Source organism: Pantoea phyllosphaerae, assembly GCF_051025595.1.
Taxonomy (GTDB): Bacteria; Pseudomonadota; Gammaproteobacteria; order Enterobacterales; family Enterobacteriaceae; genus Pantoea.
This window is the reverse complement of sequence record NZ_JBPFDE010000010.1, coordinates 89068-115356: the sequence shown is the minus strand read 5'-3', so window position 1 is coordinate 115356 and position 26289 is coordinate 89068. Positions and strand designations below refer to the sequence as shown.

Annotated in this window: 22 protein-coding genes; 9 read left to right on the top strand and 13 right to left on the bottom strand. The window is 59.7% G+C overall.

The window, feature by feature from the left end:
* Positions 1 to 9: 9 nt before the first annotated feature.
* Together pstA and ACR6A7_RS14585 are read right to left on the bottom strand one after the other, a co-directional pair.
* Positions 10 to 1650, bottom strand: a complete 1641-nt coding sequence (gene pstA, locus ACR6A7_RS14590) for a phosphate ABC transporter permease PstA (RefSeq protein WP_434125645.1) — start codon at positions 1648 to 1650, stop codon at positions 10 to 12.
* A complete protein-coding gene (locus ACR6A7_RS14585; protein WP_434125643.1) occupies positions 1647 to 3731 on the bottom strand; it encodes an ABC transporter permease subunit in 2085 nt (694 codons plus the stop codon). Before ACR6A7_RS14585 ends, pstA begins: the two co-directional genes overlap by 4 nt.
* Before the next feature lie 151 nt (positions 3732 to 3882).
* Between ACR6A7_RS14585 and ppk1 the strand changes: the two genes are divergently transcribed.
* From ppk1 to mgtE, 5 genes are all read left to right on the top strand, one after another.
* Positions 3883 to 5943: a polyphosphate kinase 1 gene (ppk1, locus tag ACR6A7_RS14580; protein ID WP_434125642.1), complete on the top strand. Its 2061-nt coding sequence runs from the start codon at positions 3883 to 3885 to the stop codon at positions 5941 to 5943.
* Positions 5944 to 5946: 3 nt separating this feature from the next.
* Positions 5947 to 7473, top strand: a complete 1527-nt coding sequence (gene ppx, locus ACR6A7_RS14575; RefSeq protein ID WP_434125641.1) for an exopolyphosphatase — start codon at positions 5947 to 5949, stop codon at positions 7471 to 7473.
* A 38-nt stretch (positions 7474 to 7511) separates the two neighbouring features.
* Positions 7512 to 8105, top strand: coding sequence for a tellurite resistance methyltransferase TehB (gene tehB / locus ACR6A7_RS14570; RefSeq protein WP_434125639.1), 594 nt, complete (start codon positions 7512 to 7514; stop codon positions 8103 to 8105).
* Between the two features lie 122 nt (positions 8106 to 8227).
* Positions 8228 to 8419 carry a YfgG family protein gene (locus ACR6A7_RS14565; RefSeq protein WP_033753871.1) on the top strand — a complete coding sequence of 64 codons (192 nt, stop codon included), beginning with the start codon at positions 8228 to 8230 and terminating at the stop codon, positions 8417 to 8419.
* A gap of 120 nt (positions 8420 to 8539) precedes the next feature.
* Complete coding sequence (gene mgtE / locus ACR6A7_RS14560; protein ID WP_434125638.1) at positions 8540 to 9973, top strand: magnesium transporter; 1434 nt, start codon at positions 8540 to 8542, stop codon at positions 9971 to 9973.
* On the opposite strand, the gene ACR6A7_RS14555 is transcribed toward mgtE, so the two are convergent.
* Complete coding sequence (locus ACR6A7_RS14555) at positions 9967 to 10491, bottom strand: helix-turn-helix transcriptional regulator (protein ID WP_434125636.1); 525 nt, start codon at positions 10489 to 10491, stop codon at positions 9967 to 9969. The genes mgtE and ACR6A7_RS14555 overlap by 7 nt on opposite strands.
* Positions 10492 to 10500: 9 nt before the next feature.
* Positions 10501 to 10752 carry a hypothetical protein gene (locus tag ACR6A7_RS14550; protein ID WP_434125634.1) on the bottom strand — a complete coding sequence of 84 codons (252 nt, stop codon included), beginning with the start codon at positions 10750 to 10752 and terminating at the stop codon, positions 10501 to 10503.
* Positions 10753 to 10949: 197 nt separating this feature from the next.
* Here ACR6A7_RS14550 and ACR6A7_RS14545 point away from each other — a divergent pair, with 197 nt between their 5' ends.
* The gene (locus tag ACR6A7_RS14545) at positions 10950 to 11129 is read left to right on the top strand and encodes a hypothetical protein (RefSeq protein WP_033753879.1); all 180 of its coding nucleotides are present in this window, start codon (positions 10950 to 10952) and stop codon (positions 11127 to 11129) included.
* 15 nt (positions 11130 to 11144) lie between these two features.
* Here ACR6A7_RS14545 and ACR6A7_RS14540 read toward each other — a convergent pair whose 3' ends face one another.
* The 3 genes from ACR6A7_RS14540 to guaB all read right to left on the bottom strand — a co-directional run bounded on the left by ACR6A7_RS14540 (position 11145) and on the right by guaB (position 15146).
* Complete coding sequence (locus tag ACR6A7_RS14540) at positions 11145 to 11927, bottom strand: DUF3750 domain-containing protein (RefSeq protein ID WP_434125632.1); 783 nt, start codon at positions 11925 to 11927, stop codon at positions 11145 to 11147.
* A gap of 99 nt (positions 11928 to 12026) precedes the next feature.
* Positions 12027 to 13607 carry a glutamine-hydrolyzing GMP synthase gene (gene guaA / locus ACR6A7_RS14535; RefSeq protein ID WP_033753883.1) on the bottom strand — a complete coding sequence of 527 codons (1581 nt, stop codon included), beginning with the start codon at positions 13605 to 13607 and terminating at the stop codon, positions 12027 to 12029.
* A gap of 72 nt (positions 13608 to 13679) precedes the next feature.
* Positions 13680 to 15146, bottom strand: a complete 1467-nt coding sequence (gene guaB / locus ACR6A7_RS14530) for an IMP dehydrogenase (RefSeq protein WP_434125631.1) — start codon at positions 15144 to 15146, stop codon at positions 13680 to 13682.
* A 169-nt stretch (positions 15147 to 15315) separates the two neighbouring features.
* Here guaB and xseA point away from each other — a divergent pair, with 169 nt between their 5' ends.
* From xseA to ACR6A7_RS14515, 3 genes are read left to right on the top strand one after another with little or no spacing between them, the layout of a single operon-like run.
* Positions 15316 to 16689 (top strand): exodeoxyribonuclease VII large subunit, encoded by a 1374-nt coding sequence (gene xseA, locus ACR6A7_RS14525; protein WP_434125629.1) that lies wholly within the window; start codon positions 15316 to 15318, stop codon positions 16687 to 16689.
* 47 nt (positions 16690 to 16736) lie between these two features.
* A complete protein-coding gene (locus tag ACR6A7_RS14520; protein WP_434125627.1) occupies positions 16737 to 17750 on the top strand; it encodes a M4 family metallopeptidase in 1014 nt (337 codons plus the stop codon).
* A complete protein-coding gene (locus ACR6A7_RS14515; protein WP_434125626.1) occupies positions 17747 to 18091 on the top strand; it encodes a protealysin inhibitor emfourin in 345 nt (114 codons plus the stop codon). The genes ACR6A7_RS14520 and ACR6A7_RS14515 overlap by 4 nt, the downstream gene beginning before the upstream one ends.
* Positions 18092 to 18188: 97 nt before the next feature.
* Here the strand turns inward: ACR6A7_RS14515 and ACR6A7_RS14510 are convergent, their stop codons facing one another.
* The 6 genes from ACR6A7_RS14510 to hisS form a co-directional block, all read right to left on the bottom strand.
* Positions 18189 to 18347: a type I toxin-antitoxin system Hok family toxin gene (locus ACR6A7_RS14510; RefSeq protein ID WP_081141507.1), complete on the bottom strand. Its 159-nt coding sequence runs from the start codon at positions 18345 to 18347 to the stop codon at positions 18189 to 18191.
* A 321-nt stretch (positions 18348 to 18668) separates the two neighbouring features.
* Positions 18669 to 21101, bottom strand: a complete 2433-nt coding sequence (locus ACR6A7_RS14505; protein WP_434125624.1) for a glucose/quinate/shikimate family membrane-bound PQQ-dependent dehydrogenase — start codon at positions 21099 to 21101, stop codon at positions 18669 to 18671.
* Positions 21102 to 21484: 383 nt separating this feature from the next.
* A complete protein-coding gene (gene der / locus ACR6A7_RS14500; protein ID WP_434125622.1) occupies positions 21485 to 22975 on the bottom strand; it encodes a ribosome biogenesis GTPase Der in 1491 nt (496 codons plus the stop codon).
* Positions 22976 to 23138: 163 nt separating this feature from the next.
* Positions 23139 to 24320 carry an outer membrane protein assembly factor BamB gene (gene bamB / locus ACR6A7_RS14495; RefSeq protein WP_434125620.1) on the bottom strand — a complete coding sequence of 394 codons (1182 nt, stop codon included), beginning with the start codon at positions 24318 to 24320 and terminating at the stop codon, positions 23139 to 23141.
* 19 nt (positions 24321 to 24339) lie between these two features.
* Positions 24340 to 24957, bottom strand: a complete 618-nt coding sequence (locus ACR6A7_RS14490; protein ID WP_434125619.1) for a YfgM family protein — start codon at positions 24955 to 24957, stop codon at positions 24340 to 24342.
* Between the two features lie 39 nt (positions 24958 to 24996).
* Complete coding sequence (hisS, locus tag ACR6A7_RS14485) at positions 24997 to 26271, bottom strand: histidine--tRNA ligase (protein WP_434125618.1); 1275 nt, start codon at positions 26269 to 26271, stop codon at positions 24997 to 24999.
* Positions 26272 to 26289: the final 18 nt, after the last annotated feature.

Here is a 26289-nt window from a genome sequence, read left to right as displayed (position 1 = left end):
CATCATCTTTTATTGGGTCATCAGCCGGTAGCGTTCGCGCAGCCGATGGCGCAGCGCCATCGCCAGCAGATTGAGCGACAGAATAATTGTCACCAGCAGCAGCGCCGTGGCGTAGACCAGCGGGCGATCCGCCTCGACGTTGGGGCTCTGAAAAGCGAGATCGTAAATCTGAAAGCCGAGGTGCATAAATTTGCGGTCAAGATGCAGCCAGGGAAAGACCGCGTCGACCGGCAGTTCCGGCACCATCTTCACCACCCCCACCAGCATGAGCGGCGCGGTCTCACCCGCCGCGCGCGCCACCGCCAGAATCAGGCCGGTCAGCATCGCCGGCAGCGCCATTGGCAGCACCACATGCCATAGCGTCTCCGCCTGGGTGGCGCCCAGCGCCAGCGAGCCCTGGCGCAGCGAGTCGGGGATGCGCGACAGCCCCTCTTCGGTGGCGACGATCACCACCGGCAGCGTCAGCAGCGCCAGCGTCAGCGACGCCCACAGCAGCCCCGGCGTGCCGAAGGTGGGATTGGGCAACGAGCGGGAAAAGAAGAGCTGATCGAGCGTGCCGCCTGCCAGCCAGACGAAAAAGCCCAGCCCGAACACGCCATAGACGATCGACGGTACGCCCGCCAGATTGACCACTGCAATGCGCACCAGCCGCGTCAGGGCGTTGCGCCCGGCATATTCATGCAGCCAGATGGCGGCGATAACGCCCAACGGCATCACCACCAGCGACATCAGCAGCACCATCAGCACGGTGCCGAAAATCGCCGGAAAGGCGCCGCTGTCGCTCTCGCCGTCTGCGGGCGAATCGCTGACGAAATGCCAGATCTGACGCAGCGTATGGGCCAGTTTTTGCTGCGCGTTCATGGCGTTAGGACGCCAGGCTTCGACCACCTGGGCCAGCGGAATGGCGTGCTCGCGATGTTGTGCGTCGCGCAGGATCACCACGTCACGCTGGCTCTCGCGCTGCAGGTCGGCCAGCCGGCTGCTGAGGCGGGCGAAGCGCCGCTGCAACGCCGCCTGGTTCGCCTCAAACTCCGACAGCGCGCGCGTATCAAACTGCTGCTGCTGCCGCAGCCGATCGGCGCGCGCATCCAGCGCCGCCAGTTGATCGTTGAGCCGCGTCAGTTCGACATGGCGAATGCGATTAATTTTATGCAGCATTTCACGCACCTGCCCCAACCGCTGATGCAGGAGCGCGTCGGGATTGCGCGCCGTCAGCGCCTCATTATCTTCGCGCAGGCCGACAAACCAGCCGTAGGCGTTGCCGCCGCTACGCCGCTGCAGCACCATCACCTCTTTCGGCTGGCTGACCGCGAGCGCCTCGCGCGCATAGATTACGCGGAAATCGGGTGCGTCCCAGTCGCGGTTGCCGGTTTTGATCAGGTAGCGGTGAACCTGGCTGACCGACGGTAGCGCCTCATCTTTCGCCGCAGGCGCGGGAAAGTGCGGCTGATGCTCCAGGGTTTCGCCCAGCAGCGCCGTGGTCTGATCTTCCGGCTGCGTCATCTGGTAGAGGTCGACGCGCTGCGGCCAGAAGGCGCGCATGCCCTGCCACGCCAGCAGCGCTATCAGCAGGGTGAAGGCCAGCAGGCAGACAGCGACCGCGCCTGCGGTCAGCCAGCGCCAGCGGTCGTTTTGTCGCATCGTCTTCATGCCTGGCCCTCATGCTGCCCGTATCGCTGGCGCAGGCGCTGGCGGATCAGCTCGGCCAGCGTGTTGATGATCAGGGTAAAGATCAGCAGCATCAGCGCGCTGAGGAAGAGTATTCGGTAGTGTGCGCTGCCTGCCGCGGCTTCCGGCATCTCGATGGCAATATTGGCGGAAAGCGCGCGCAGCCCGGAAAAGAGACCGCCCTGACTCTGCGGCGTGTTGCCGGTGGCCATCAGCACAATCATGGTTTCGCCGACCGCACGGCCAAAGCCGATCATCAGCGCGGCAAAAATTCCCGGCGACGCCCCCGGCAGCACCACGCGCGTAAGGGTTTGCCACGGCGTGGCGCCCAGCGCCAGCGATCCCTGCCCCAGCGCCGCAGGTACGCTGAACAGCGCATCCTCCGACAGGGTGAAAATCAGCGGCACCAGCGCGAAGCCCATCGCCAGCCCGGCCACCAGCAGGTTGCGCTGCTCGTAGTGCGGCAGCCACTCTGCGGCGTCGCGCATCAGAAAAGTCGGGACGATCAGCGTGCCCAGCGTCACAACCAGCAGCAGCGGGAGCAGCAGCATCACCTCGCGTCCCGGCTGACGCCAGCGCGGCGGCAGATGTCGGCTAAGCGCGCCGCAGATAAGCAGCGTGGCCGCCAGCGTCAGCGGCAGCAGCAAGACCCCGAGCAGCGCCTGGCTGATATGCGGCGCCAGCCAGAGTCCGGCGATAAGCCCGATCACCACGCTGGGCAGCGCGCCCATCATCTCAATCGCTGGCTTGACCCAGCGGCGCAGTCCCGGCGCCATAAACCAGGCGGTGTACATCGCGGCCGCCAGCGCCAGCGGCGTGGCGAACAGCAGCGACAGCGCCGCCGCTTTCAGCGTGCCGATGACCATCGGCATCAGGCTGAACTTAGCCTGATAGCTGTCTGCGGCGTTGGTGGACTGCCAGACCCAGTCCGGCGCGGGATAGTTCTCGTACCAGATTTTTTGCCAGAAGCTGCGCCAGCTGACGTCCGGCCAGGGGTTATCGATACGCAATACCTGCCAGCTTCCGGCACGCTCCAGCAGCAGCGCGTCGCCGCGCGGCGAGAAGGCCGCGCGCGTAACGCCAGGTGCCAGCTGTCGCTGCAGGATCGGGCCGGGCTGCTTGCTGGCGAACAGCTTCAGCGCGCCGTCAGGTTCCAGGGTGGCGAAAACGCGGCGCTGCGGCTCCGTGATGATAGCCGCGGTCGGGCTGCTGCCGACGAAGGTGCGAATTTCATGCAGCCGCGCGCCTTCCGCGCCGGTAATAGCAAACCACTGCGTTACGCCGCGTTCATCCTGAATGAGCAGGCTCCGCCCGCCAGCCAGCAGATGCAGGCTGCGCGGCGGCTGCGCCAGGGTTAAGGTTTCGCGCAGGGTCGCGCGCTCGTCGTCGAGCTGCCAGACGCGCAGCACATTGCCTTCGCTGGCATAAAGCAGATCGCCCTGCGGCGAGAGCAGCAAATGGTCGGCATGCGTCTGCGGTAGATCGATCAACCGCGGCGCCTGCTGAGAGGCCAGCGTCAGGACGCTGAGGCCCTGCTCGGTCAGCACGCCAATACGCCATTGGTTTTCATTCAGTGTCGCCAGCGCCATCGTTTCCACCGCGCCGCCAGGCAGGCTCAAAGGCGTATCGCCAAGCGGAAAGCGCCAGTCGCCCTCTGCAGGCTGCAGCAGCAGCAGTCCGCTTTGCGTGCTCAGCAACAGCGTGCGACCATCGGCGCTGCTCACCGCCTGCTGCGGCGTCGGACGCAGCATCAGCGGCGTTTCGGCAGGCTGACCGTTCAGCGGAATAAAGCGCGCCGTGCCGTCGCGTCCGATACGCCAGCCCCGATCGCCCTGATTACCGATTATCAGCGCCGGCTGACTGTCCCACAGCTGCTGTGTGGCCTGGGTATGAAGGCCCGGCGCGGCGAACAGCGGCAGGACCACCCAGATTAACCAGAAAAAGAGCAGCAGCATCAGCAGCAGAATAGCGATGCCGCAGGCGGTGACCATGCGCCGCGTAAAGCGATCGATAGCGCGGCGACGGCGGTCGCTGAAGTTGACGGGAATATGCTTTAGGCTCATGCGGCTCTGAATGCGATCGGTATTAAGCCGCTATGTTGCCCGTAGCTGGTTGATAAGACAACTATTGACGTTGGACAAGGTTGCCATACTCTCGCCATAATGATGATGGACACTGGTTCTTTAAGTCCTGCGAACGCGATATGGAGTCAGAATGGGTCAGGAAAAGCTGTATATAGAAAAAGAATTAAGCTGGTTATCCTTCAACGAGCGCGTTTTACAGGAAGCGGCCGATAAAACCAACCCGCTGATCGAACGTATGCGTTTTCTGGGGATCTATTCCAATAACCTTGATGAATTTTACAAGGTACGCTTTGCCGATCTGAAACGCCGCATCCTGATCGGTGAGGAGCAGGGTTCGCCGGGCCTGCCGCGCCATCTGCTGAAGAAAATTCAACAGCGCGTGATGAAGTCGGAACAGGAATTCGATGGTCTCTATAACGAACTGCTGCTGGAGCTGGCGCGCAATCAAATCTTCTTGATTAACGAACGTCAGCTTTCCGCCAATCAGCAGGTGTGGCTGCGCCACTATTTCAAACATGAGTTACGCCAGCACATCACGCCGATTCTGATTAATCACGACACCGATCTCACCGAATTCCTGAAGGATGACTACACCTATCTGGCGGTAGAGATCATTCGCGGCGACGATATTCGCTATGCGCTGCTGGAGATCCCATCCGATAAGGTGCCGCGCTTCGTTAACCTGCCGGCTGAATCGCCGCGCCGCCGCAAGCCAATGATTCTGCTGGACAATATTCTGCGCTACTGTCTCGACGATATCTTTAAAGGCTTCTTCGATTACGATGCGCTGAACGCCTACTCGATGAAGATGACGCGCGACGCGGAATACGATCTGGTGACGGAGATGGAGTCGAGCCTGCTGGAGCTGATGTCCTCCAGCCTGAAGCAGCGACTGACCGCCGAGCCGGTGCGCTTCGTCTATCAGCGCGATATGCCGGACGCCATGGTGGAGCTGCTGCGGAATAAGCTGACCATCTCCAACTACGACTCTATCGTGCCAGGCGGCCGCTACCATAACTTCAAAGATTTTATCGGCTTCCCGGACGTCGGCAAAAGCAACCTGGTGAACCGGCCGCTGCCGCAGATCCGTCACATCGGCTTTGACGGCTTCCGCAACGGTTTCGACGCCATTCGCGACCGCGATATTCTGCTCTACTACCCCTACCACACCTTTGAGCATGTGCTGGAGCTACTTCGTCAGGCTTCCTTCGACCCAAGCGTGCTGGCGATTAAAATCAACATCTATCGCGTGGCGAAGCGCTCGCGCATCATGGATGCGATGATACACGCCGCCTATAACGGCAAAAAAGTTACCGTGGTGGTGGAGCTGCAGGCGCGCTTCGACGAAGAGGCCAATATTTCGTGGGCTAAGCGCTTAACCGAAGCGGGCGTGCACGTTATTTTCTCCGCACCGGGCCTGAAAATCCACGCCAAGCTGTTCCTGATCTCGCGCCGGGAAGGCGACGAAGTGGTGCGCTACGCCCATATCGGCACCGGCAACTTCAATGAGAAAACCGCGCGCCTCTATACCGACTACTCGCTGCTGACTGCCGATGCGCGCATCACCAATGAAGTGCGCCGGGTGTTTAACTTTATCGAGAACCCCTATCGCCCGGTAAGCTTCGAGCACCTGATGGTTTCGCCGCAAAACTCGCGCCAGATGCTCTATCAGCTGGTTGATGCGGAAATCGCCAATGCGCAGCAGGGTCGCCCGAGTGGGATTACGCTGAAAATTAACAACCTGGTGGATAACGGTCTGGTCGATCGCCTCTACGCGGCGTCGGGCGCTGGCGTGAAGGTAAATCTGCTGGTGCGCGGCATGTGCTCGCTGATCCCTGACTTGCCCGGCATCAGTGAAAATATCCGCGTGATCAGTATTGTTGACCGCTATCTTGAGCACGATCGCGTCTATATTTTCGAGAATGGCGGTGACAAAAAAGTCTTCCTTTCCTCCGCTGACTGGATGACGCGCAACATCGATCATCGCATCGAAGTGGCGGTATCGATCCTCGATCCACGCGTGAAGCAACGCATTCTGGACATTATCGCTATTCTGTTTAGTGATACGGTGAAAGCGCGTATCGTTGATAAAGAGTTGGGGAACCGCTATGTTCCGCGCGGCAATCGTCGTAAGGTCCGCTCTCAACTGGCGATTTATGATTACATCAAGAAACTGGAACAGCCTGAATAATCTATGCCCATTTCCCATAAAAGTACGCCGAGGCCGCAAGAGTTTGCGGCAATCGATCTCGGCTCAAACAGCTTTCATATGGTCATCGCGCGCGTGGTCGACGGCGCTATGCAGGTGCTTGGCCGTCTGAAGCAGCGCGTGCATCTGGCTGACGGTCTCGACAGCAAAAATCGCCTGAGCGAAGAGGCGATGGAACGCGGGCTGAGCTGCCTGGCGCTGTTTGCCGAGCGGTTGCAGGGCTTTAGCCCCAGCAACGTCACCATTGTCGGCACGCACACGCTGCGTCAGGCGGTGAATGCGGAAGAGTTCCTGCAGCGCGCGGCCGAGGTGATCCCCTACCCTATCGAGGTGATTTCCGGCCATGAAGAGGCGCGCCTGATTTTTATGGGCGTCGAACATACCCAGCCGGAAAAAGGCCGCAAGCTGGTGATCGACATCGGCGGCGGATCGACTGAACTGGTGATCGGCGAGAACTTCGAACCGCAGCTGGTTGAGAGCCGCCGCATGGGCTGCGTCAGTTTCGCCCAGCTCTACTTCCCAAACGGCGAGATAAGCCGCGAAAACTTCCGCCGCGCGCGTCTGGCGGCGACGCAAAAGCTGGAGACGCTGGCGTGGCAGTATCGCCTGCACGGCTGGCAGTACGCGCTTGGCGCATCGGGCACCATTAAAGCGGCGTGCGAAGTGCTGCTGGCGATGGGCGAGAAAGAGAAGATGATCACGCCGGAGCGGCTGGACAGGCTTTACGACGAGGTGATGAAGCATAAATCCTTCAGCGCGCTGAGCCTGCCGGGTCTTTCTGAAGAGCGTAAATCGGTATTCGTGCCGGGTCTGGCGATTATCTGCGGCGTGTTCGATGCGCTGGCGATCCGCGAGCTGCGCCTCTCGGACGGCGCGCTGCGCGAAGGCGTGCTTTACGAGATGGAGGGCCGCTTTCGCCATCAGGATATTCGCAGCCGAACGGCGCAGAGCCTGGCGAACCACTACGCGATTGATAACGACCAGGCACGTCGCGTGCTGGATACCACCGATCAGCTCTATCTGCAGTGGCGCGATCAAAATCCTAAGCTGGCGAACCCGCAGCTGGCGGCGCTGCTGAGGTGGGCGGCGATGCTGCATGAAGTGGGCCTCACCATCAACCACAGCGGCATGCAGCGCCACTCCGCCTATATCCTGCAAAACACCAATTTGCCTGGCTTTAACCAGGATCAGCAAACGCTGCTGGCGGCGCTGGTACGCTTTCATCGCAAAGCCGTCAAGGTCGAGGATCTGCCGCGCGTGACGCTGTTTAAGAAAAAACAGTTTCTGCCGCTGCTGTTCCTGCTGCGCCTTGGCACCTTACTCAACAATCAGCGTCAGGCGACGACGCGTCCCGACTCGCTTAAGCTGACCACCGATGACGGCCACTGGACGCTGACGTTCCCGGCGGGCTATTTCAGCCAGAATAATCTGGTGCAGCTCGATCTGGAGCGTGAGCAGACCTACTGGACTGAGGTCACCGGCTGGAAGCTGATGCTGGAAGAAGAAGCCTGAGGAGATGGGCGCCTGCGCCCATCTGCTAAAAGCGAACCATGATCAAAGAAAACTATTTTGCCGAAACCTATGGCCTGACGCCGACCCACTCTGAAGTGCTGGCGGCGCTGCCGCATCTGAATCCAGGCAAAGCGCTGGATCTCGGCTGCGGCAACGGCCGCAACAGCCTGTTTCTGAGTCAGAACGGCTTTGACGTCACCGCCTGGGATCACAACCCCGCCAGCCTGGCGCGTCTTCAGCAAATCGCCGTGCAGGAAGGAATTTCCACTATCCATACCGAGCAGCGCGACCTCAACCAGACGCGTTTTAACGGCGGCTACACTTTCGTGCTCTCCACCGTGGTGATGATGTTCCTGCAGCCGGAAACCATTCCGCAACTGATTGCCGATATGCAGGCGAGCACGGTAAGAGACGGGCATAATCTGATTGTCGCGGCGATGAGCACTGACGATTATCCCTGCCCGCTGGCGTTTCCCTTTACCTTTAAATCGGGCGAGCTGAGCCACTACTACCGCAACTGGCACATCCTGAAATATAACGAACATGTTGGCCAGCTTCACAAGCGCGACGAGCAGGGCAACCGTATCAGCTGCCGCTTCGCCACGCTGCTGGCGCAAAAAGCCAGCCTGTAAAGCCGGGGCTGCGCACGCAGCCCTTTTAGCCTGCTCTTTTTTTTATCATTGATTGATTTTGACGCAGCAATATGACTAAATGTTGCCATCGCCCAACAGGGTCATTACAGGAAACAGCTCGCGTGAACAGCGCCATCCCTTCCCGAAGACGTGCCAAAACCAGTTCCTTTACCCGGATCGTTTTACTGATTAGCTTTATTATTCTCTTTAGCCGCCTGATTTTTATCCTGCCAGCCGCTTTTGAACATCATCAGCAGAAAAAAGCTGCGCCGGACGCCGCCCCGTTGAGCACCGCGATTCGCGACAGCCGCTAACCTTTTATCTCCTCTGCCTCTTCCCGCTAAACGCAGTCTAAACCGCGTCTTTTTTTGCGTCCTTTTGCGAGGCTAAACGCTACACTTCGTGCTGTAACTTTCAGACACAAAGGACTCGTTATGTCTGCCTCGCATACTCAACGTTTAAGTGAAATTCGTCATCGCATTCTGACGCTGCTGCTCAGTGAGCCAGATCTGGTGGACGCGCTGCTGGAGAAATCCGGCGATCGCAGCCCTGAACAGCAACGTGAAAATGCGACACATCAGGCTATCCTGGAGCAGGATATCGCTCAGCTGCACGCAGCGGATTTAGCCGATATTCTTGAAGCGCTGCCGGAAGAGGCGCGCCAGGCGCTGTGGCGGCTGGTCCCTGTCGCGAAACGCGGCCATGTGCTGGTAGAAGCGTCGGAAACCGTCTGGGCCAGCCTGACGGAAGGGATGAGCGATCGCGACATTCTGCGCGCCATCGAGCCGCTCGATATTGATGACCAGGTGTGGCTGGCGCGCTACCTGCCGCGCGATCTGACGGGGCGTCTGCTCGCCTCGCTGGAGCCAGGCCAGCGCGCGCGCGTGCTCAGCGTGGTCGATTTCGATCGCGATCGCGTCGGGCGCATTATGGATTTCAATATCCTGACGGTACGCGCCGACGTCACGCTGGCAACGGTGCAGCGCTATTTGCGCCACCGAAAAAGCATGCCGAACGGCACAGACAAGATTTTCATTACCGACGATAACAATCTGCTGCTGGGCGAGCTCTCACTGACCGATATTCTGCTTAACAAGCCGAAAAAACGCGTCGAGGAGGTGATGAACACCTCGCCCACCACCTTCCAGCTCAACGACAAGGCCGAAGACGCAGCAGGCGCTTTTGAGCGCTATAACCTTATCTCCGCCGCGGTCATCGACGCTAAAGGCAAGCTGATCGGACGCGTCACCATTGAGGACGTGGTCGACCTGGTCAACGAAGAGAATGAGAGCAATATTCGCCGCATGGGCGGCATCAGTCAGGAAGAGGATGTGTTCGCGCCGGTGCGCAAAGCGGTGCGCCGCCGCTGGGCCTGGCTGGCGATCAATCTCTGCACCGCCTTTATCGCGTCGCGCGTTATCGGTTTGTTTGAAGATACCATCTCGCAGCTGGTGGCACTGGCGACGCTGATGCCGATTGTCGCTGGCATCGGCGGCAACACCGGCAACCAGACCATTACCATGATTGTGCGCGCGCTGGCGCTGCATCAGGTCGAGCCGGGCAACTTCTCGTTTCTGATTGCGCGCGAGCTGGGCGTGGCGCTGCTTAACGGCCTGTTCTGGGGCGGCACCATGGGGCTGATCACCTGGCTGATGTATGACAATCTGGAACTGGGCGGCGTCATGATGCTGGCGATGGTGCTGAATTTGCTGCTGGCGGCGCTAATGGGCGTCTTGATCCCGTTGATCATGACCAAACTGAAGCGCGACCCGGCAGTAGGCTCCAGCGTACTGATTACCGCCATTACCGATACCGGCGGCTTCTTTATTTTCCTCGGTCTGGCGACGCTGTTTCTGCTGCATCACTGATTGCCGACCTCAGCGCCGGCGGCGAGGCAGTGCGCATAGCGCTGCATCGCCTGCTGCAGGTTGAGCCGCAGCGTTACCTGCGCCAGATCGCGCGTCCCGGCTGGAATAGCGTAGCTGCCGCGCTGCTCCAGCCATTCCAGCACGTCCGCCAGGTGCCAGAGCGCGGTTTTGCCGTCGTGTACCGGCGGTGGAAAATGTGGGCTGTGGTTCAGCATCAGCTTGCGCATATTCTGGCGGGAAACGCCGATAATGTCGGCCACGTCGGTCAGGCCGACAAAGTCGGGCGCCGCTTCGATAAGCTGCACGTCCGGCACCGCGCTCTGCACGTCCTTGATAGCGCTCAGCACCGCCCGCTTTGCGCTGGAGGCGTCACGCGTAAACTCCAGCGCCACTTTTCCCGGCACTCCTAGCCCTGGCAGCGCATCGTCGCAGCCCGCGTCGATGAGCCGCTGGAGCAGCTGCTCTTCCGGCAAAAGCGGTTTTGGCAGCTGAAAACGCAGCGTAAAGATATATTCCATGTTGGCTCCTTAATGCAGTTTGCGCACCGCAATGCACTTGTCGACCACCCGCCGCAGCGCACGCGCATGGTTAAAGGCGCTGCGCGGCGTGCTCCAGATGATGCTGATGCAAAACTCTCCGCAGCGGCATGCCGCCGAATGCATAGGGCAATACATTTTGCCCCAGCCATGGTGTGCCATCGTCACTATCTGCCATCCGTAGGCTTCGGCATGACGCAGCGCCGCCTCAATCTCTTTGTCTGGATGCCGTCTTCTTTCCATTTTGTCTGCACCTTACGCCAAACTCATCAGGTTGTCAATCGACAACCACGACAATCAATTCTGCCTGAGCAGCAGGATGCCTCAAACTCTTTTACAGAGGGGAATTGCATGGAAAATCATGGAAGAGGCGCCGCAAAAAATGTTATGCAGAGGCGTGTGCCGCGCCCTACACTTCCTTAAAACCCAAGGAGAAAAGCATGTTTAAACCCGATGATTTTGTGCAGTCTAAAACCGGCGGCCCGAAGATGCTGGTACTGCGCGTGGAAGGCGAAACGTTGTGGTGCGCGCGCGTCGATGACGCCACGAAAAAAGAGATCGAGGTAAAGGCGGACAGCGTCAACCTCTACCATGAAGAGGGCGATTTCGGCGTTTGCTGACGCCTGCGCCGGGCGTTAGCCCGGCGGGTTATCCTGCTGCACGTTGTCGCCGCCGATGCCGCCAATAAACGGCAGACGCAGGCGCAGCGGCGTAAAATCCACGCCCATATTCAGACCCAGCACATTCAGCTCAAAGCCCTCCTCCGCGCCGAGCGTTACGCCGGCGACGCCCAGTACGGAAACCTGAATGCCGCGCCCCGATGGCGGCAGGCCAACCGGACGCCACAGCGGCCGATAATCTTTGCCGAGCGCGTTAGCGGGCATATCGAGTTTCAGTGCCGGCACTTCACGTCCGATATGGGCGAGAAAGGTGTTGCTGTTCGGTCCCGGCCAGGCGTGATAGGTATTCGGCCAGGGATAGGAGCGGATCGCCGCCTCGATGCGCGGGATCATCGCCTGCGCCGCCTCGCCGCGATGCTCCACCAGCAGACGCGGTTTCGCCCCATACCAGTAGCCGTCTGGCAGATTGCTGTTGCGCCGCACTTTATCGCCGCTGCCCCAGCTGATCACTTCATAGCGGCTGTAGCGCGTCTCGCCTGCGCGCTTGAAGATAATCCACGGATGCACCGCCACCGCTCCTTTCCAGCCGTAGGTGGGCGCGGCGTAGACCTGCACGATCGCCTGCGAAGCAAAACGCTGCGGATCGGGCGCCAGGCCGGCGGAGTCGCGTCGCGCCGACCACCAGCCGCCCTGCCCGCCGGAGAGGTCGCCGTGGCGGGTCGCCTGCGCCAGGCTGGCGCCCAGCGACAGCAGGATCACCAGCAGAATGCAGAGGCTCACAGCCTTGAGTGGCAGCATAGATATGTCCTGGAGTGAACAGCGGAAAGAAAATCGCCAGCCTCTCTGACGACAGGCTGGCGAGGAATTAATCAACGCGCTTCAGTGTAAGCGGAAAGGTTATTCCCACTCAATGGTCGCCGGCGGCTTGCCGCTGATATCGTATACCACGCGGGAGATACCGTTGACTTCGTTGATGATGCGGTTAGAGACGCGGCCGAGGAAATCATACGGCAGATGCGCCCAGTGCGCGGTCATAAAGTCGATGGTCTCGACGGCGCGCAGCGAAACAACCCAGTCATATTTACGACCGTCGCCCATCACGCCCACGGAGCGCACCGGCAGGAAGACGGTGAACGCCTGGCTCACTTTGTTATAGAGATCCGCTTTGCGCAGCTCTTCAATAAAGATCGCATCGGCGCGACGCAGCAGATCGCAATACTCTTTCTTCACTTCGCCCAGCACGCGCACACCGAGGCCTGGGCCCGGGAACGGATGGCGATAGAGCATATCGTACGGCAGCCCCAGCTCCAGGCCGATCTTACGCACTTCATCTTTGAACAGCTCTTTCAGCGGCTCGACGAGGCCCAGCTTCATCTCTTTCGGCAGGCCGCCCACGTTGTGGTGGGATTTGATCACGTGCGCTTTGCCGGTCGCAGAGGCGGCGGACTCGATCACGTCTGGATAGATGGTGCCCTGCGCCAGCCATTTCACGTCGGTCAGCTTGCTCGCCTCTTCGTCGAACACTTCAACGAATACGCGGCCGATGATTTTACGCTTGGCTTCCGGATCGTTTTCGCCCGCCAGCGCGTCGAGGAAGCGCGCCTCCGCCGGAACGTGAACGATATTGAGGCCGAAGTGATCGCCGAACATATCCAGCACCTGCTCCGCCTCGTTCAGACGCAGCAGACCGTTGTCGACGAAGACGCAGATCAGACGATCGCCGATGGCGCGGTGCAGCAGCATTGCGGTCACGGAGGAGTCCACGCCACCCGACAGGCCGAGAATGACTTTATCGTTGCCGATTTGCTCACGCAGACGTTCGACCGCATCTTCGATAATTTTGGCCGGCGTCCACAGCGCTTCGCATTCGCAGATGTCGAGCACGAAACGCTCCAGCATGCGCAGACCCTGGCGCGTATGCGTGACTTCCGGATGGAACTGCACGCCGTAGAAACGCTTCTCTTCGTTCGCCATGATGGCGAACGGACAGGTTTCGGTGCTGGCGACGGTGACGAAGTCGGACGGAATCGCGGTCACTTTATCGCCGTGGCTCATCCAGACGTCGAGCAGCGGTTTGCCTGCGGCGCTGATGGCGTCTTCGATGTCACGGATCAGCGCGCTCGGGGTCAGCACTTCCACCTGCGCATAACCGAACTCGCGCTCGTTAGAACCTTCGACTTTGCCGCCCAGCTGCATCGCCATGGTCTGCATGCCGTAGCAGACGCCGAGCACCGGTACGCCTGCGTTAAAGACATACTCCGGCGCGCGCGGGCTGTTGAGTTCGGTGGTGCTTTCCGGGCCGCCGGAAAGGATGATGCCGTTCGGGTTGAACTGGCGGATCTGCTCTTCGGTGACATCCCATGCCCAGAGTTCGCAGTACACGCCCAGCTCGCGGACGCGGCGCGCGACCAGCTGCGTGTATTGAGAACCAAAATCGAGAATCAGAATGCGATGCTTATGAATATTTTCCGTCGTCATTGAGGCGTTTCCAGAGCGGGTAACTTGATAATGAAAGCGCCCGGCTGATGCCGGGCGATAAATCTCAGGGGATCAGGATCCCATACGGTAGTTCGGTGACTCTTTGGTGATAGTCACATCGTGCACGTGGCTTTCGTTGATGCCGGCGCCGCTGATGCGGACGAACTCCGCTTTGGTGCGCAGATCGTCGATAGTCTGGCAGCCGGTCAGGCCCATACAGGAGCGCAGGCCGCCCATCTGCTGGTGAACGATCTCTTTCAGGCGGCCTTTATAGGCAACGCGGCCTTCGATGCCTTCAGGCACCAGTTTGTCAGCGGCGTTATCGCTCTGGAAATAGCGGTCGGATGAGCCTTTGGACATCGCGCCCAGCGACCCCATGCCGCGGTAGGATTTGAAAGCGCGGCCCTGATAGAGCTCGATTTCACCCGGCGACTCTTCCGTACCGGCTAGCATGGAGCCAACCATGACGGCAGCTGCGCCCGCGGCGATCGCTTTGGCGATGTCGCCGGAGAAACGGATACCGCCGTCGGCGATAACCGGGATGCCGGTGCCTTCCAGCGCTTCGACCGCGTCGGAAACGGCAGTGATCTGCGGCACACCTACGCCGGTGACGATACGGGTTGTACAGATAGAGCCCGGACCGATGCCGACTTTCACCGCGCTTACGCCCGCTTCCGCCAGTGCCCGTGCGCCTGCGCCGGTCGCGACGTTGCCGCCGATGATCTCCAGGTCAGGATATTTTGCGCGGGTCTCGCGGATGCGCTGCAGCACGCCTTCTGAGTGACCGTGCGATGAGTCGATCAGCAGCACGTCAACGCCCGCGGCGACCAGCGCGTCAACGCGCTCTTCATTGCCCGCGCCTGCGCCCACTGCCGCGCCAACGCGCAGACGGCCCTGCGCATCTTTACAGGCGTTCGGCTTACGTTCTGCTTTCTGGAAGTCTTTAACGGTGATCATGCCAAGCAGATGGAAGCTGTCGTCCACCACCAGCGCTTTCTCGACGCGTTTTTCGTGCATTCTCTGCAGCACGACGTCACGCGCCTCACCCTCTTTCACCGTGACCAGACGTTCTTTTGGCGTCATAACGGCAGTAACCGGCTGCGCCAGGTCGGTAACGAAGCGCACGTCGCGTCCGGTGATGATGCCGACCAGCTCGTTGCTTTCATTCACGACCGGATAGCCCGCAAAACCGTTGCGCTCGGTCAGGGCTTTGACTTCCGCCAGCGTCGTGGTCGGCAGGACGGTTTGCGGTTCGGTTACCACGCCGCTTTCATGCTTCTTCACCTTGCGAACTTCATCCGCCTGGCGCTCAATCGACATGTTTTTGTGGATAAAGCCCAGACCGCCTTCCTGCGCCAGCGCAATAGCCAGGCCCGCTTCGGTTACAGTGTCCATAGCGGCGGAGAGCATCGGGATGTTGAGACGAATGTTTTTCGTCAGCTGAGTGCTGAGATCGGCCGTGTTAGGCAGAACGGTGGAGTGAGCAGGAACGAGCAGAACGTCGTCGAAAGTAAGGGCTTCTTTAGCGATTCTTAGCATGGCAATATCTCAACCTGGGGTGAATGAGAACAGATAAAATATTGCCGCGGCATTATACAGGCCGTAATCGTTTGCCTCCAGCATTATTTTAGAAAAAGTCTTGATCCTCGCCAACAGCCATGTAGTATCGGTTAATTAACCCTCTGATTTACTATTTGATCTCCATCACATGTCGCTACCCCCGATCGCCAATGTTTTTACCGTCAGCCGCCTGAATACGACGGTGCGTCAGCTTCTGGAACAGGAGATGGGCTCGGTGTGGCTGAGCGCGGAGATCTCCAACTTTTCTCAGCCCGCCTCGGGCCACTGGTACTTCACGCTGAAGGATGACGGCGCGCAGGTGCGCTGCGCGATGTTCCGCAATAGCAACCGCCGTGTCACCTTCCGTCCGCAGCACGGCCAGCAAATCCTGGTGCGCGCCACCATCACGCTTTATGAGCCGCGCGGCGACTATCAGCTGATTATCGAAAGCATGCATCCGGCGGGCGAAGGGGCGCTGCAGCAGCAGTTCGAGCTGCTCAAGGCGAAGCTGACGAGCGAAGGGCTGTTCGACCAGCAGCATAAACAGCCGCTGCCCGAGCCGGCGAAACAGGTCGGCGTGATCACCTCTGCGACCGGCGCGGCGCTGCATGATGTGCTGCGCGTGCTGCACCGCCGCGATCCTTCGCTGCCGGTGATTATCTATCCTACACCGGTCCAGGGCGCCGACGCGCCGGCCGCTATCGTGCGCGCGATTGAGCTGGCGAACCAGCGCGCAGAGTGCGACGTGCTGATCGTCGGCCGCGGCGGCGGCTCGCTGGAAGATCTCTGGAGCTTCAACGAAGAGCGCGTCGCGCGCGCTATTTTCGCCAGCCGTATTCCGGTGGTGAGCGCCGTCGGCCATGAAACTGACGTCACCATCGCTGATTTCGTCGCCGACCTGCGTGCGCCGACGCCGTCCGCCGCAGCTGAAATCGTGAGCAGAAATCAGACGGAACTGCTGCGACAGTTGCTCTCACAGCAACAACGGCTGGAAATGGCGATGGATTACTATCTGGCGCAGCAACAGCGCCGCTTCTCCCGTCTCGATCATCGCCTGCAGCAGCAGCATCCGCAGCTTCGCCTGGCGCGTCAGCAGACCGCCCTGTTCCGCCTGCAGCAGCGGCTGAACGAGGCGATGGAAAACCGGCTACGTCAGAGCCTGCGGCAGCAGGATCGGCTTTCTCAGCGTCTTGCCGCGCATCAGCCGCAGCCGCGGCTGTTTCAGGCACAGCGCCAGCTGGAGCAGATGCGCTATCGCCTGCAGCAGAGCATGGAGAAGATGCTTAACCGCGACAGACAGCGCTTTGCAACCCTTGCCGCGCAGCTGGAAGGCGTCAGCCCGCTGGCGACGCTGGCGCGCGGCTTCAGCGTGACGACCGATAGCAGCGGCCAGGTGGTGAAAAAAACCGCCCAGCTGCAGAGCGGCGATACCCTGCGCACGCGTCTCGACGATGGCTGGGTGGAAAGCCAGGTGACCAGCCTGCTGCCGGAAAAAAAACGCCGCCGTAAAACCGCTTCCTGAACAAAGACTATACTTTTTGGCACATTACTTGTGCCAAGGAGTCGGGTATGTCTTACAGCGTTATCCCCCCTTATATCTTGCGTAACATTGTGACCCACGGTTCCAGCCATCAGCAGGACTATGCGCGCCGCACGCTGATGCACGTTCAGCATCTGATGGCGGAGAACTGGCAAAAGCCGGTCGCGCCGCAGACGGCGACGGGCGGCCATGTCGAGCGCGAAATCTTTGACGCGAAAAACACGCAGAACCTGCCGGGCGAGCTGCTGCGCAGCGAGGGTCAGCCTGACACCGGCGATGTCGCCGCCCGGGAAGCCTGGGATTATCTTGGCGTAACCTATGATTTCTTCTGGCAAACCTATCAGCGTAACTCCCTCGACAATCAGGGGCTGAAGCTACTCGGCACCGTCCATTACGGCAAGGCGTATCAAAACGCCTTCTGGAACGGACAGCAGATGGTGTTCGGCGACGGCGACGGCGAAATCTTTAACCGCTTTACTATCGCCATCGACGTGGTAGCGCACGAGCTGGCGCACGGCGTGACCGAGACAGAAGCCGGATTGATCTATTTCGAACAGGCGGGCGCGCTAAACGAGTCGCTCTCAGACGTCTTCGGCTCGCTGGTTAAGCAGTTCCATCTGAAGCAGAGCGCGGACAAAGCTGACTGGATTATCGGCGAAGGTCTGCTGGCGAGCGGTATTAACGGACGCGGGCTGCGCTCGATGGCGGAGCCGGGCACCGCCTATGACGATCCGATGCTGGGCAAGGATCCGCAGCCTGCGCATATGGATCACTATATTAAGACGCGTGAAGACAACGGCGGCGTGCATCTGAATTCCGGCATACCCAACCGCGCCTTTTACCTGGCGGCGAAAGCGCTGGGCGGCTATGCCTGGGAGCAGGCGGGTCAGGCCTGGTACGACACGGTGTGCGACAAATCGCTGCCGCAGGACGCCGATTTCAGCACCTTTGCGCAGCTGACCATTCAGCACGGGGAACGCCGCTTTAACCGTTCAGTGGCGCAGTCGATCGAACAGGCGTGGAAGGAGGTTGGCGTGCCATGAGTTCTCTTCCCGAGCTGACCGACGACGCGGTGATTGAAGTCGAGCGCGAAGGCGGACTGGCCTTTATTCCCGGCCTGCGCGGCGCGCGACGTTTCGCGCTGGCTCAGCTGCCGCAGCCGCAAAAGCAGCGCGTCTGTCAGGTTCTGGAACAGGCGCTGCCGCTGGGCGAACCTGAAGATAAAGCGCCAGAGATCGGGCGTAGCGATCAGCGCTACTTCCGCATTCAGATCAGCTACGCCACGCACCGCGAAGTCGGCACTATCGTCTTGTTGATTCCGGAGCAGGTGGCGCCGCCGGAGCTGGAAGCGCTCTGGCGCGACGGCGACGAGCCGACGCAATAAAAAAGGCCGCCGCAGAGAGGGCGGCCTTATGAAGGCGCTTCAGGCCTGTCCAGTCAACAGCCGGTAAAGGCGGGGATCATTCCCCGCCTTCCGGTTGCTACTTACCAGATTCGTAAGCCATCGAAGCAGCCACCTCGCGCTGGTTGTCCCGGTAGCGGATTTCACACAGCGATTTCCGCGTCAGCCAGGTAAAGATTAAAAGTGTGAGACACACCAGTAATACGCAACAAACCAGCGTTAGCTGTGGCAATTTCATGGTCACTCCTCCTTGCGCAGAGCGCGGTAAGAGGCTACCCTGCTGTTGTTGGGACAGTTGGGCAGCCTCGTGGGTTAATGAAAATTAACTACGGGGCTTTCTCTTTTCTGCCTCACAACCAGCTTGCCGATCGCTCAAGGCAGAAACCTCAAGCGCCGCCGCGATTATACTCGCTCCTACCCCCTGCCCAACCGCCGTGCCGCGACTTAGCGACCTGCTTCCCAAACGCTTTTTGCAATTGCCGCCACGCTTACACTTTATTGTGCGCCAAATAAAAAACCCCACGCCGGAGCGCAGGGTTTTGTCAATAACGCTTCGCCGTTACGGCAGCGCGTAGGCAATAACGTAATCGCCGCGATCCGGCGACTGACGCGCGCCGCCTGCGGAGATCAAGATGTACTGTTTACCGTTTTTCGGCGAAACATAGCTGATCGGACCGCCCTGGCTACCGACAGGCAGACGGGCTTTCCATACCTCTTTACCCGTAGAGCTGTCGAAAGCGCGCAGATAGTAGTCCTGCGTACCGGCGATAAACACCAGTCCGCCCTGCGTTGCCAGCGTACCGCCCAGCGTCGGCATGCCGATCGGCATCTGCGCGTGCATTTTAATCCCGAATGGACCGGTATCCTGCACCGTGCCGACCGGCACCTGCCAGACGATTTTACGCGTCTTCATATCGATCGCCGACAGCGTGCCGAACGGCGGCGCCTGGCAAGGAATGCCCAGCGGCGACATAAAGCGGTTTTTGTTAACCGCGTACGGCGTGCCTTTCAGCGGCACCGCGCCCATGCCGGTATTGATCGCTTCGCCGCCGTTGCTGCCGCGGGAGATGTTGCTGGTATCTGCCGGGATCATCTGCACCCACAGGCCGAGACGCATATCGTTGACGAACATGTACTGGTTGTTCGGATCGAACGACATGCTGCCCCAGTTCATGCCGCCGAGCGAGCCCGGGAAGCTGAGCGACTTGTCGGTATCCGGCACGGTGAAGAGGCCGTTGTAACGCATCGATTTAAAGGCGATGCGGCACGCCAGCTGATCGAACGGCGTTGCGCCCCACATGTCGGACTCGGTCAGCGTCTGGTTGCCAATCTGCGGCATCTCGGTCGAATGCGGCTGCGTTTTCGTGTACTGCTCGTTCGGGATATGGCCCTGCGGCATCGGCAGCTCTTCGACTTTTGTCAGCGGCTTGCCGGTTTCGCGATCCAGCACGAAGATCATGCCGGTTTTCCCGCCGATAACCACCGCCGGTTTGGTGGTGCCATCCTTCATCGGGAAATCGACCAGGCTCGGCTGCATCGGCAGGTCGAAGTCCCACAGATCGTTATGCACGGTCTGGTAGACCCACTTCTCTTTGCCCGTGGTCGCATCCAGCGCCAGCACGGAGGCGCCATATTTATGGTCCAGTTCGGTGCGGTTTGCGCCCCACAGATCCACTGAGGAGCTGCCCATCGGGATGAATACCGTGTTCATCGCCGGATCGTATGACATCGGCGCCCAGGAGTTCGGGGTGCTGCGTTTGTAATCCTGGCCCGGCATCAGCACGGCGTTCGGATCGACATTGCCTGGGTCAAACGCCCAGCGCTGTTTACCGGTGATCACATCGAAACCGCGCAGCACGCCGCCCGGCATATCTGTCTGGACGTTATCCGCGACGCGTCCGCCCACCACCACCGTGGTGCCTGCCAGCGTCGGCGCTGACGTCAGCTGATATTTCGGATCCTGCGCTTCGCCCAGCCCCTCTTTCAAATTGACCACGCCGTGGTCGCCGAAGTTTTCGCAGAACTCGCCGTTGTCGGCGTTAATCGCAATCAGACGCGCGTCGATGGTGTTCATCAGAATACGACGCTGGCAGGTATCGCCTGCCGCCAGGCTAACTGCCGGTACCGGCGTCGAGCCAGGCTTGCTCGGCTGAGTCAGCGGTTTGGTGGCGTCAAAGTAGGCCAGCCCGCGGCAGCGCGGCCAGACTTCCGCTTTCGCGTTGATTTCGCGTTTCCAGATCTGCTTGCCGCTGTCCGCTTCCACCGCAATTACGTTGTTGTGCGGCGTACAGAGGTAGATCGTGTTGCCAATCTGCAGCGGCGTTTGCTGATCTTCCGCTCCGTTGCCGGTCGGGCTGATCGGCGTATCGCCAGTGTGGAAGGTCCAGGCTACTTTGAGATCTTTTACGTTATCGCGCGTGATCTGGTCGATAGCGGCAAAGCGGTCGCCGCCCGGCGTGCGGCCATAGTTATTCCAGTCCTGCTGCGGCTTGCTCTTATCGACCGGGATCAGCGGCAGCGCTTTGCCGGTAAAGGCCACGGTGGGATGCGGCTGGAACATCTGCACCAGCGTGCCGACCATACCGACGGCGATCACCGCTGACAGCACGTAAGAGACCTTCGCCAGCGAGGATTTACCTTCGCGCTTGCGCAGCGCAGGCCAGGTCAGAAATGCCAGCAGCATCAGACCCGACGGCACCATCAGGCGCGATACCAGCGGCCAGAAAGACCAGCCCGCGTCCGCCAGCGCCCAAATCAGCGTGCCGACGAAGACCAATATAAACAGCACGACGGCGGAGGACTTGCGACGGACGAACTGGATCGCCGACAGCAGCATCACGATGCCTGCAATCAGGAAATACCAGCTACCGCCCAGCGCGACCAGCTTGCCGCCGCCAATTGCAAAGAACAGGCCGATGGCCAGCAGCACCAGCCCCAGCAAAATCGACCAGATACCCAACCCTTTGCCGGATCGGGAGGATGTTTCAGCCATAACACTTACTCTCCTGAAAAAATAAAGCCACCGCGCCTCAGCCTTCTGAAGCGTGACGACGTCTGATGCGTCGGATATCGCTTTATTTTGATGCGTAATGGTACGGACCTGTGTCCGGGATGCAGGCATTGTGAGCAAGGTGACAATGAGGTGTGGTCGCGCCCGTCACAATACGGGGCGGGATTGTACCACCTGGTACATTGTGAGGTGAACATTTATAACGGGCTGTATACGCAGCAATAGCATTTTTGCTACAAACTTAGGGTTAACACGTGCCCAGGCACAGGCCTGACGTTAAGCGTAGAAGTAACCCAATGCGTAAATGGCGCGCCGTCTGTTTGCCGCCGCCGAAAACAACAAAGGGACCTTTCGGTCCCTTCGGTTTAACGCTTGTTCTTCTTCAGATGCGAAAGCAGGCGCTTACGCTTGCGCTGCTGCGTCGGCGTCAGAAGGTTGCGCTTGCCCGCAAAGGGGTTATCCCCCTCTTTGAACTGAATGCGAATCGGCGTGCCCATCACGTTAAGCGAACGACGGAAGTAGTTCATCAGATAGCGCTTGTAGGAGTCGGGCAAATCTTTCACCTGGTTGCCGTGTATCACCACGATCGGCGGGTTGTAACCGCCGGCATGCGCATACTTCAGCTTCACGCGACGACCACGCACCAGCGGCGGCTGATGGTCTTCGGCGGCCATGTTCATGATGCGCGTCAGCATAGAGGTGTTAACGCGTTTGGTTGAGCAGTCGTAGGCTTCGGTAACCGATTCGAACAGGTTGCCAACGCCGCTGCCGTGCAGCGCAGAGATAAAGTGCACGCGAGCAAAGTCGATAAAGCCGAGACGATAGTCCAGCGTCTCTTTGACCTCGTCTTTAATTTCCTGCGTCAGCCCGTCCCACTTGTTCACCACGATCACCAGCGAACGACCGCTGTTGAGAATAAAGCCGAGCAGCGACAGATCCTGATCGGAGATGCCTTCGCGCGCGTCGATCACCAGCAATACGACGTTGGCATCTTCAATCGCCTGCAGGGTTTTAATGACCGAGAATTTCTCTACCGTATCGGTGATTTTGCCGCGCTTACGCACGCCCGCGGTATCAATCAGGATATATTCCCGGTCGTCGCGCTGCATCGGAATATAGATGCTGTCGCGCGTGGTGCCCGGCATATCGTAAACCACCACGCGATCTTCGCCGAGAATACGGTTGGTCAGCGTCGATTTGCCGACGTTAGGACGACCGACGATAGCCAGCTTAATCGGCAGCCCGGTCGGATCGAACGCCTCTTCTTCCTCTTCTTCCGGTGCTTCACCGCTCTCTTGCGCCGCCAGCGCCGCCCAGTAGGCTTCGTTCTCGTCCTCTTCCGTCACTTCGCGCGGATCGATTTCGTCCATCCACGGCAGCAAAGCGGTTTCCAGCAGGCTGGTTACGCCGCGACCGTGCGATGCTGCGATAGCGTGGATCTCGCCCAGACCCAGCGAATAGAAGTCGACAACCGCTGAATCGGGATCGAGGCCGTCAGTTTTATTCGCCACCAGGAACGTCGGCTTCTGGCGTGAACGGATATGGTTAGCGATCTGCTTGTCTGCCGGCATCACGCCCGCGCGCGCATCGACCATAAACAGCACCACGTCCGCCTCTTCAATCGCCAGCAGCGACTGTTCAGCCATACGCGTTTCGACGCCCTCTTCAGTGCCGTCGATACCGCCAGTATCAATAACAATAAATTCGCGCCCTTCCACTTCGGCGCGACCATATTTGCGATCGCGTGTCAGTCCAGGAAAATCCGCCACCAGCGCATCACGAGTGCGCGTTAAGCGGTTAAACAGCGTGGATTTCCCCACATTGGGACGCCCAACCAGCGCGACCACAGGTATCATAACAGTGCCTCAATAAAAAAATTAATCGCCCGAATGGCGTGATTATAACGGTTTTAACCGCCGGGTTCAGGCTGAAGGCGCTAAGAATATCATGCCTGACTAAAAACGAAACGGCTCCTGACGCGTCAGGAGCCGTTAAACGGAAAGCAAATCCGGTGGCGCGTTAACGCGTAATCGCGTAAACCTCGCCGCCCTTAGCCTGAATGATCAGCTTGTCGCTGGCAACAACCGGCTCGCTCTGGAAGCCATCGCTGTCGACTTTCTGCTGCGCCACGAAACGACCGTCCGAAGTATTAATCCAGTGCAGATAGCCTTCGCTGTCGCCTACCACCAGATAGCCGTTATAGAGCACCGGCGCAGTCAGGTTGCGGTGCAGCAGATCGCTTTGACGCCAGATGGCAACGCCGCCGTCAGCGTTCAGCGCGATTACGCGGTCATCCTGATCCACCAGATAGATGCGGCCAGCATCGACAATCAGATCTTTCACGCCGCCGATTTCACGCTTCCACAGGATTTGGCCGGAGCGCAGGTCGAGCGCGGTCAGATTGCCGTTATACGCCAGCGCGTAAACCACGCCATTGACGATAACCGGCGTCGTATCGACGTCGTTCAGGCGATCGATTTCGGTCGCGCCGCTCGGCTGGGAGATACGCTGCTGCCAGATAAGCTGGCCCTGATTCATAATAACCGCGCTAACGCGGCCGTTATCGCCGCCGACGATTGCGCCGCCGAACGCGGTCGCGGGTGCAGATTCGCCGCGCAGCGACAGCGCAGGCATGTCGAGGTTAACGCTCCACTTCACTACGCCGCTGTTTTGATCCAGCCCCTGCAACATGCCGTTGCTGGTATGCACCAGCACCAGGCCGTCGCTCACCACCGGACGCGACAGCGCTTCGCCAGCGACTTTGGTCTGCCAGGCGATGCTGCCGTCGCTGCTGTTCAGAGCGAACAGCTGGCCGCGCTCGCTGCCGATATAAATGTGCTCGCCCGCTGCGGTCACGCCGCCAGAGAGCAGGGCCGAAATATTTTTCGAGAAGAAGCCGGTTTTCTCAGAGAGATCGACTTTCCATTTTTCTTTGCCGTTGGAGGCGTCCAGCGCTTTGACTACGCCGAAACGATCCGCCGCAAATACGGTATTGTCCTGCCAGGCCGGATGCAGGTTAGAGTAGAAATCGCCAATGCCGTCACCGACCGACGTGCTCCACACTTCCTGGGGAGTAAACTGGTTTTCCACCTTTGGCAGCGGGGCCATTTTCACTACATCTTCTTCGCCGCTGAACAGCGAACAACCGCTGAGCAAAGTGACTGAAATCAGTCCTGGCAGCAGGTATTTACGTAATTCCATGCGCTCTCTCTTGACTGGCTTAGCTTAAGTTATTCATCTTCATCTGCATCATTTGCTTCAGCGCCGGAGAAGCGTCTGACTCGACGCCTTTGCTCCACGCATCGCGCGCGCCCTGCTTGTCGCCTTTGCTCAGCAGCGCTTCGCCGCGAATATCCGCCACAATGGCTGTCCAGCCATCGCCCTTGACAGCATCGAGGGTTTTAAGGGCGGCATCCGCCTGATTTTGTTGCAGTTGAATGCGCGCCAGCCGCAGGTTGATAACCGCCTGCAGATTGGCATCTTTGGTATTCTTCAGACCGTTTTCCAGCAGGGAAGACGCTTTATCGAGCTGGTTGGCGTCGACATACTGCTTAGCCGCATCCAGCGCCGCCAGCGCGCCGTAGGTATTGCTGTTTTCGCTGACGAATTTCGCTACCGTATCCAGCGTGGCTGGCCGATCGGCTTTCATGGCGCTGGTCACTTGCTGATACTGGGCCGAAAGCGCTTTTGACGAGCCCTCTTCATGGCTGGCCCAGTAGCGCCAGCCGCCAAGCGCGGCAATACCGATAATCACGCCGACCGCCAGCGCCTTGCCGTTACTGGCAAAAAAGCGACGTAGCGCGTCAACCTGCTCGTTTTCATTGCTATAAACTTCCACGCGATCCCTCTCCTTTCTCTGGTTGGTGCCGTGCCACGCTTACTTCAGCAGCGTGCGCAATGCAGCAGCAGCCTCTGTCTGCGCCAGCGTTTGCTGATCGCCGCTGCGCAGATCTTTAACCACAACCTGACCGGCCTTCACTTCGTCCTCGCCGACTACCAGCGCGACGCGAGCGCCCCACTTGTCGGCGCGAGCAAACTGCTTCTTAAAGTTGCCGCCGCCGAAGTTGGTCATCAGCTTCAGTTCCGGCGCCTCATCGCGCAGTTTTTCCGCCAGCTGCATCGCAGCGGACTGAACGCCCTGGCCCGAAGCGATAACATAGACATCAACAACGCGCGTCGGTTCAAATTCAGGATTTACCGCCTGCACCAGCAGCACCAGGCGCTCCAGGCCCATGGCGAAACCGACCGCTGGCGTAGCACGGCCGCCCAGCTGCTCGACCAGACCGTCGTAGCGGCCGCCGCCGCACACCGTGCCCTGCGCGCCGAGGCTCTCGGTCACCCATTCGAAAACGGTGCGGTTGTAGTAGTCGAGGCCGCGCACCAGGCGCTGGTTGATGCGATAGGCGATACCGGCATCATCCAGCAGGGCGCACAGCCCCTGGAAATGCTGGCGCGATTCGTCGTCGAGATGATCCATCAGCTGCGGCGCGTCGTTAAGCAGCGTCTGCACGTCGGGATTTTTGCTGTCGAGCACGCGCAGCGGATTGGTGTACATGCGGCGCTTGCTGTCTTCATCCAGCGTCTCTTTGTGCTGCTCGAGGAACGCCACCAGCGCTTCGCGGTAGTTGGCGCGTGCCTCCAGTGACCCGATGGAGTTGAGCTCCAGACGCACGTGGCCGGCGATGCCCAATACCTTCCACCAGCGGGCCGTCAGCATAATCAGCTCGGCGTCCACGTCCGGCCCCTGCAGGCCAAACACCTCAGCGCCCAGCTGGTGGAACTGACGGTAGCGTCCTTTCTGCGGACGCTCGTAGCGGAACATGGGTCCCATGTACCACAGACGCTGCTCCTGATTGTAGAGCAGGCCATGTTCGATGCCGGCGCGCACGCAGCCTGCGGTGCCTTCGGGACGCAGCGTCAGGCTTTCACCGTTGCGGTCGTCAAAGGTGTACATCTCTTTTTCGACCACATCGGTGACTTCGCCGATGGCGCGTTTAAACAGCGGAGTCTGCTCGACGATCGGCATGCGAATTTCGCTGTAGCCGTAGCTGGCCAGCACCTGCTTGAGCGACCCTTCGATGCGTTGCCAGAGAGCCGTATCCGCCGGCAGGTAGTCGTTCATGCCGCGGATAGCTTGAATATTCTTCGCCACGTTAAAATCTCTTAATGC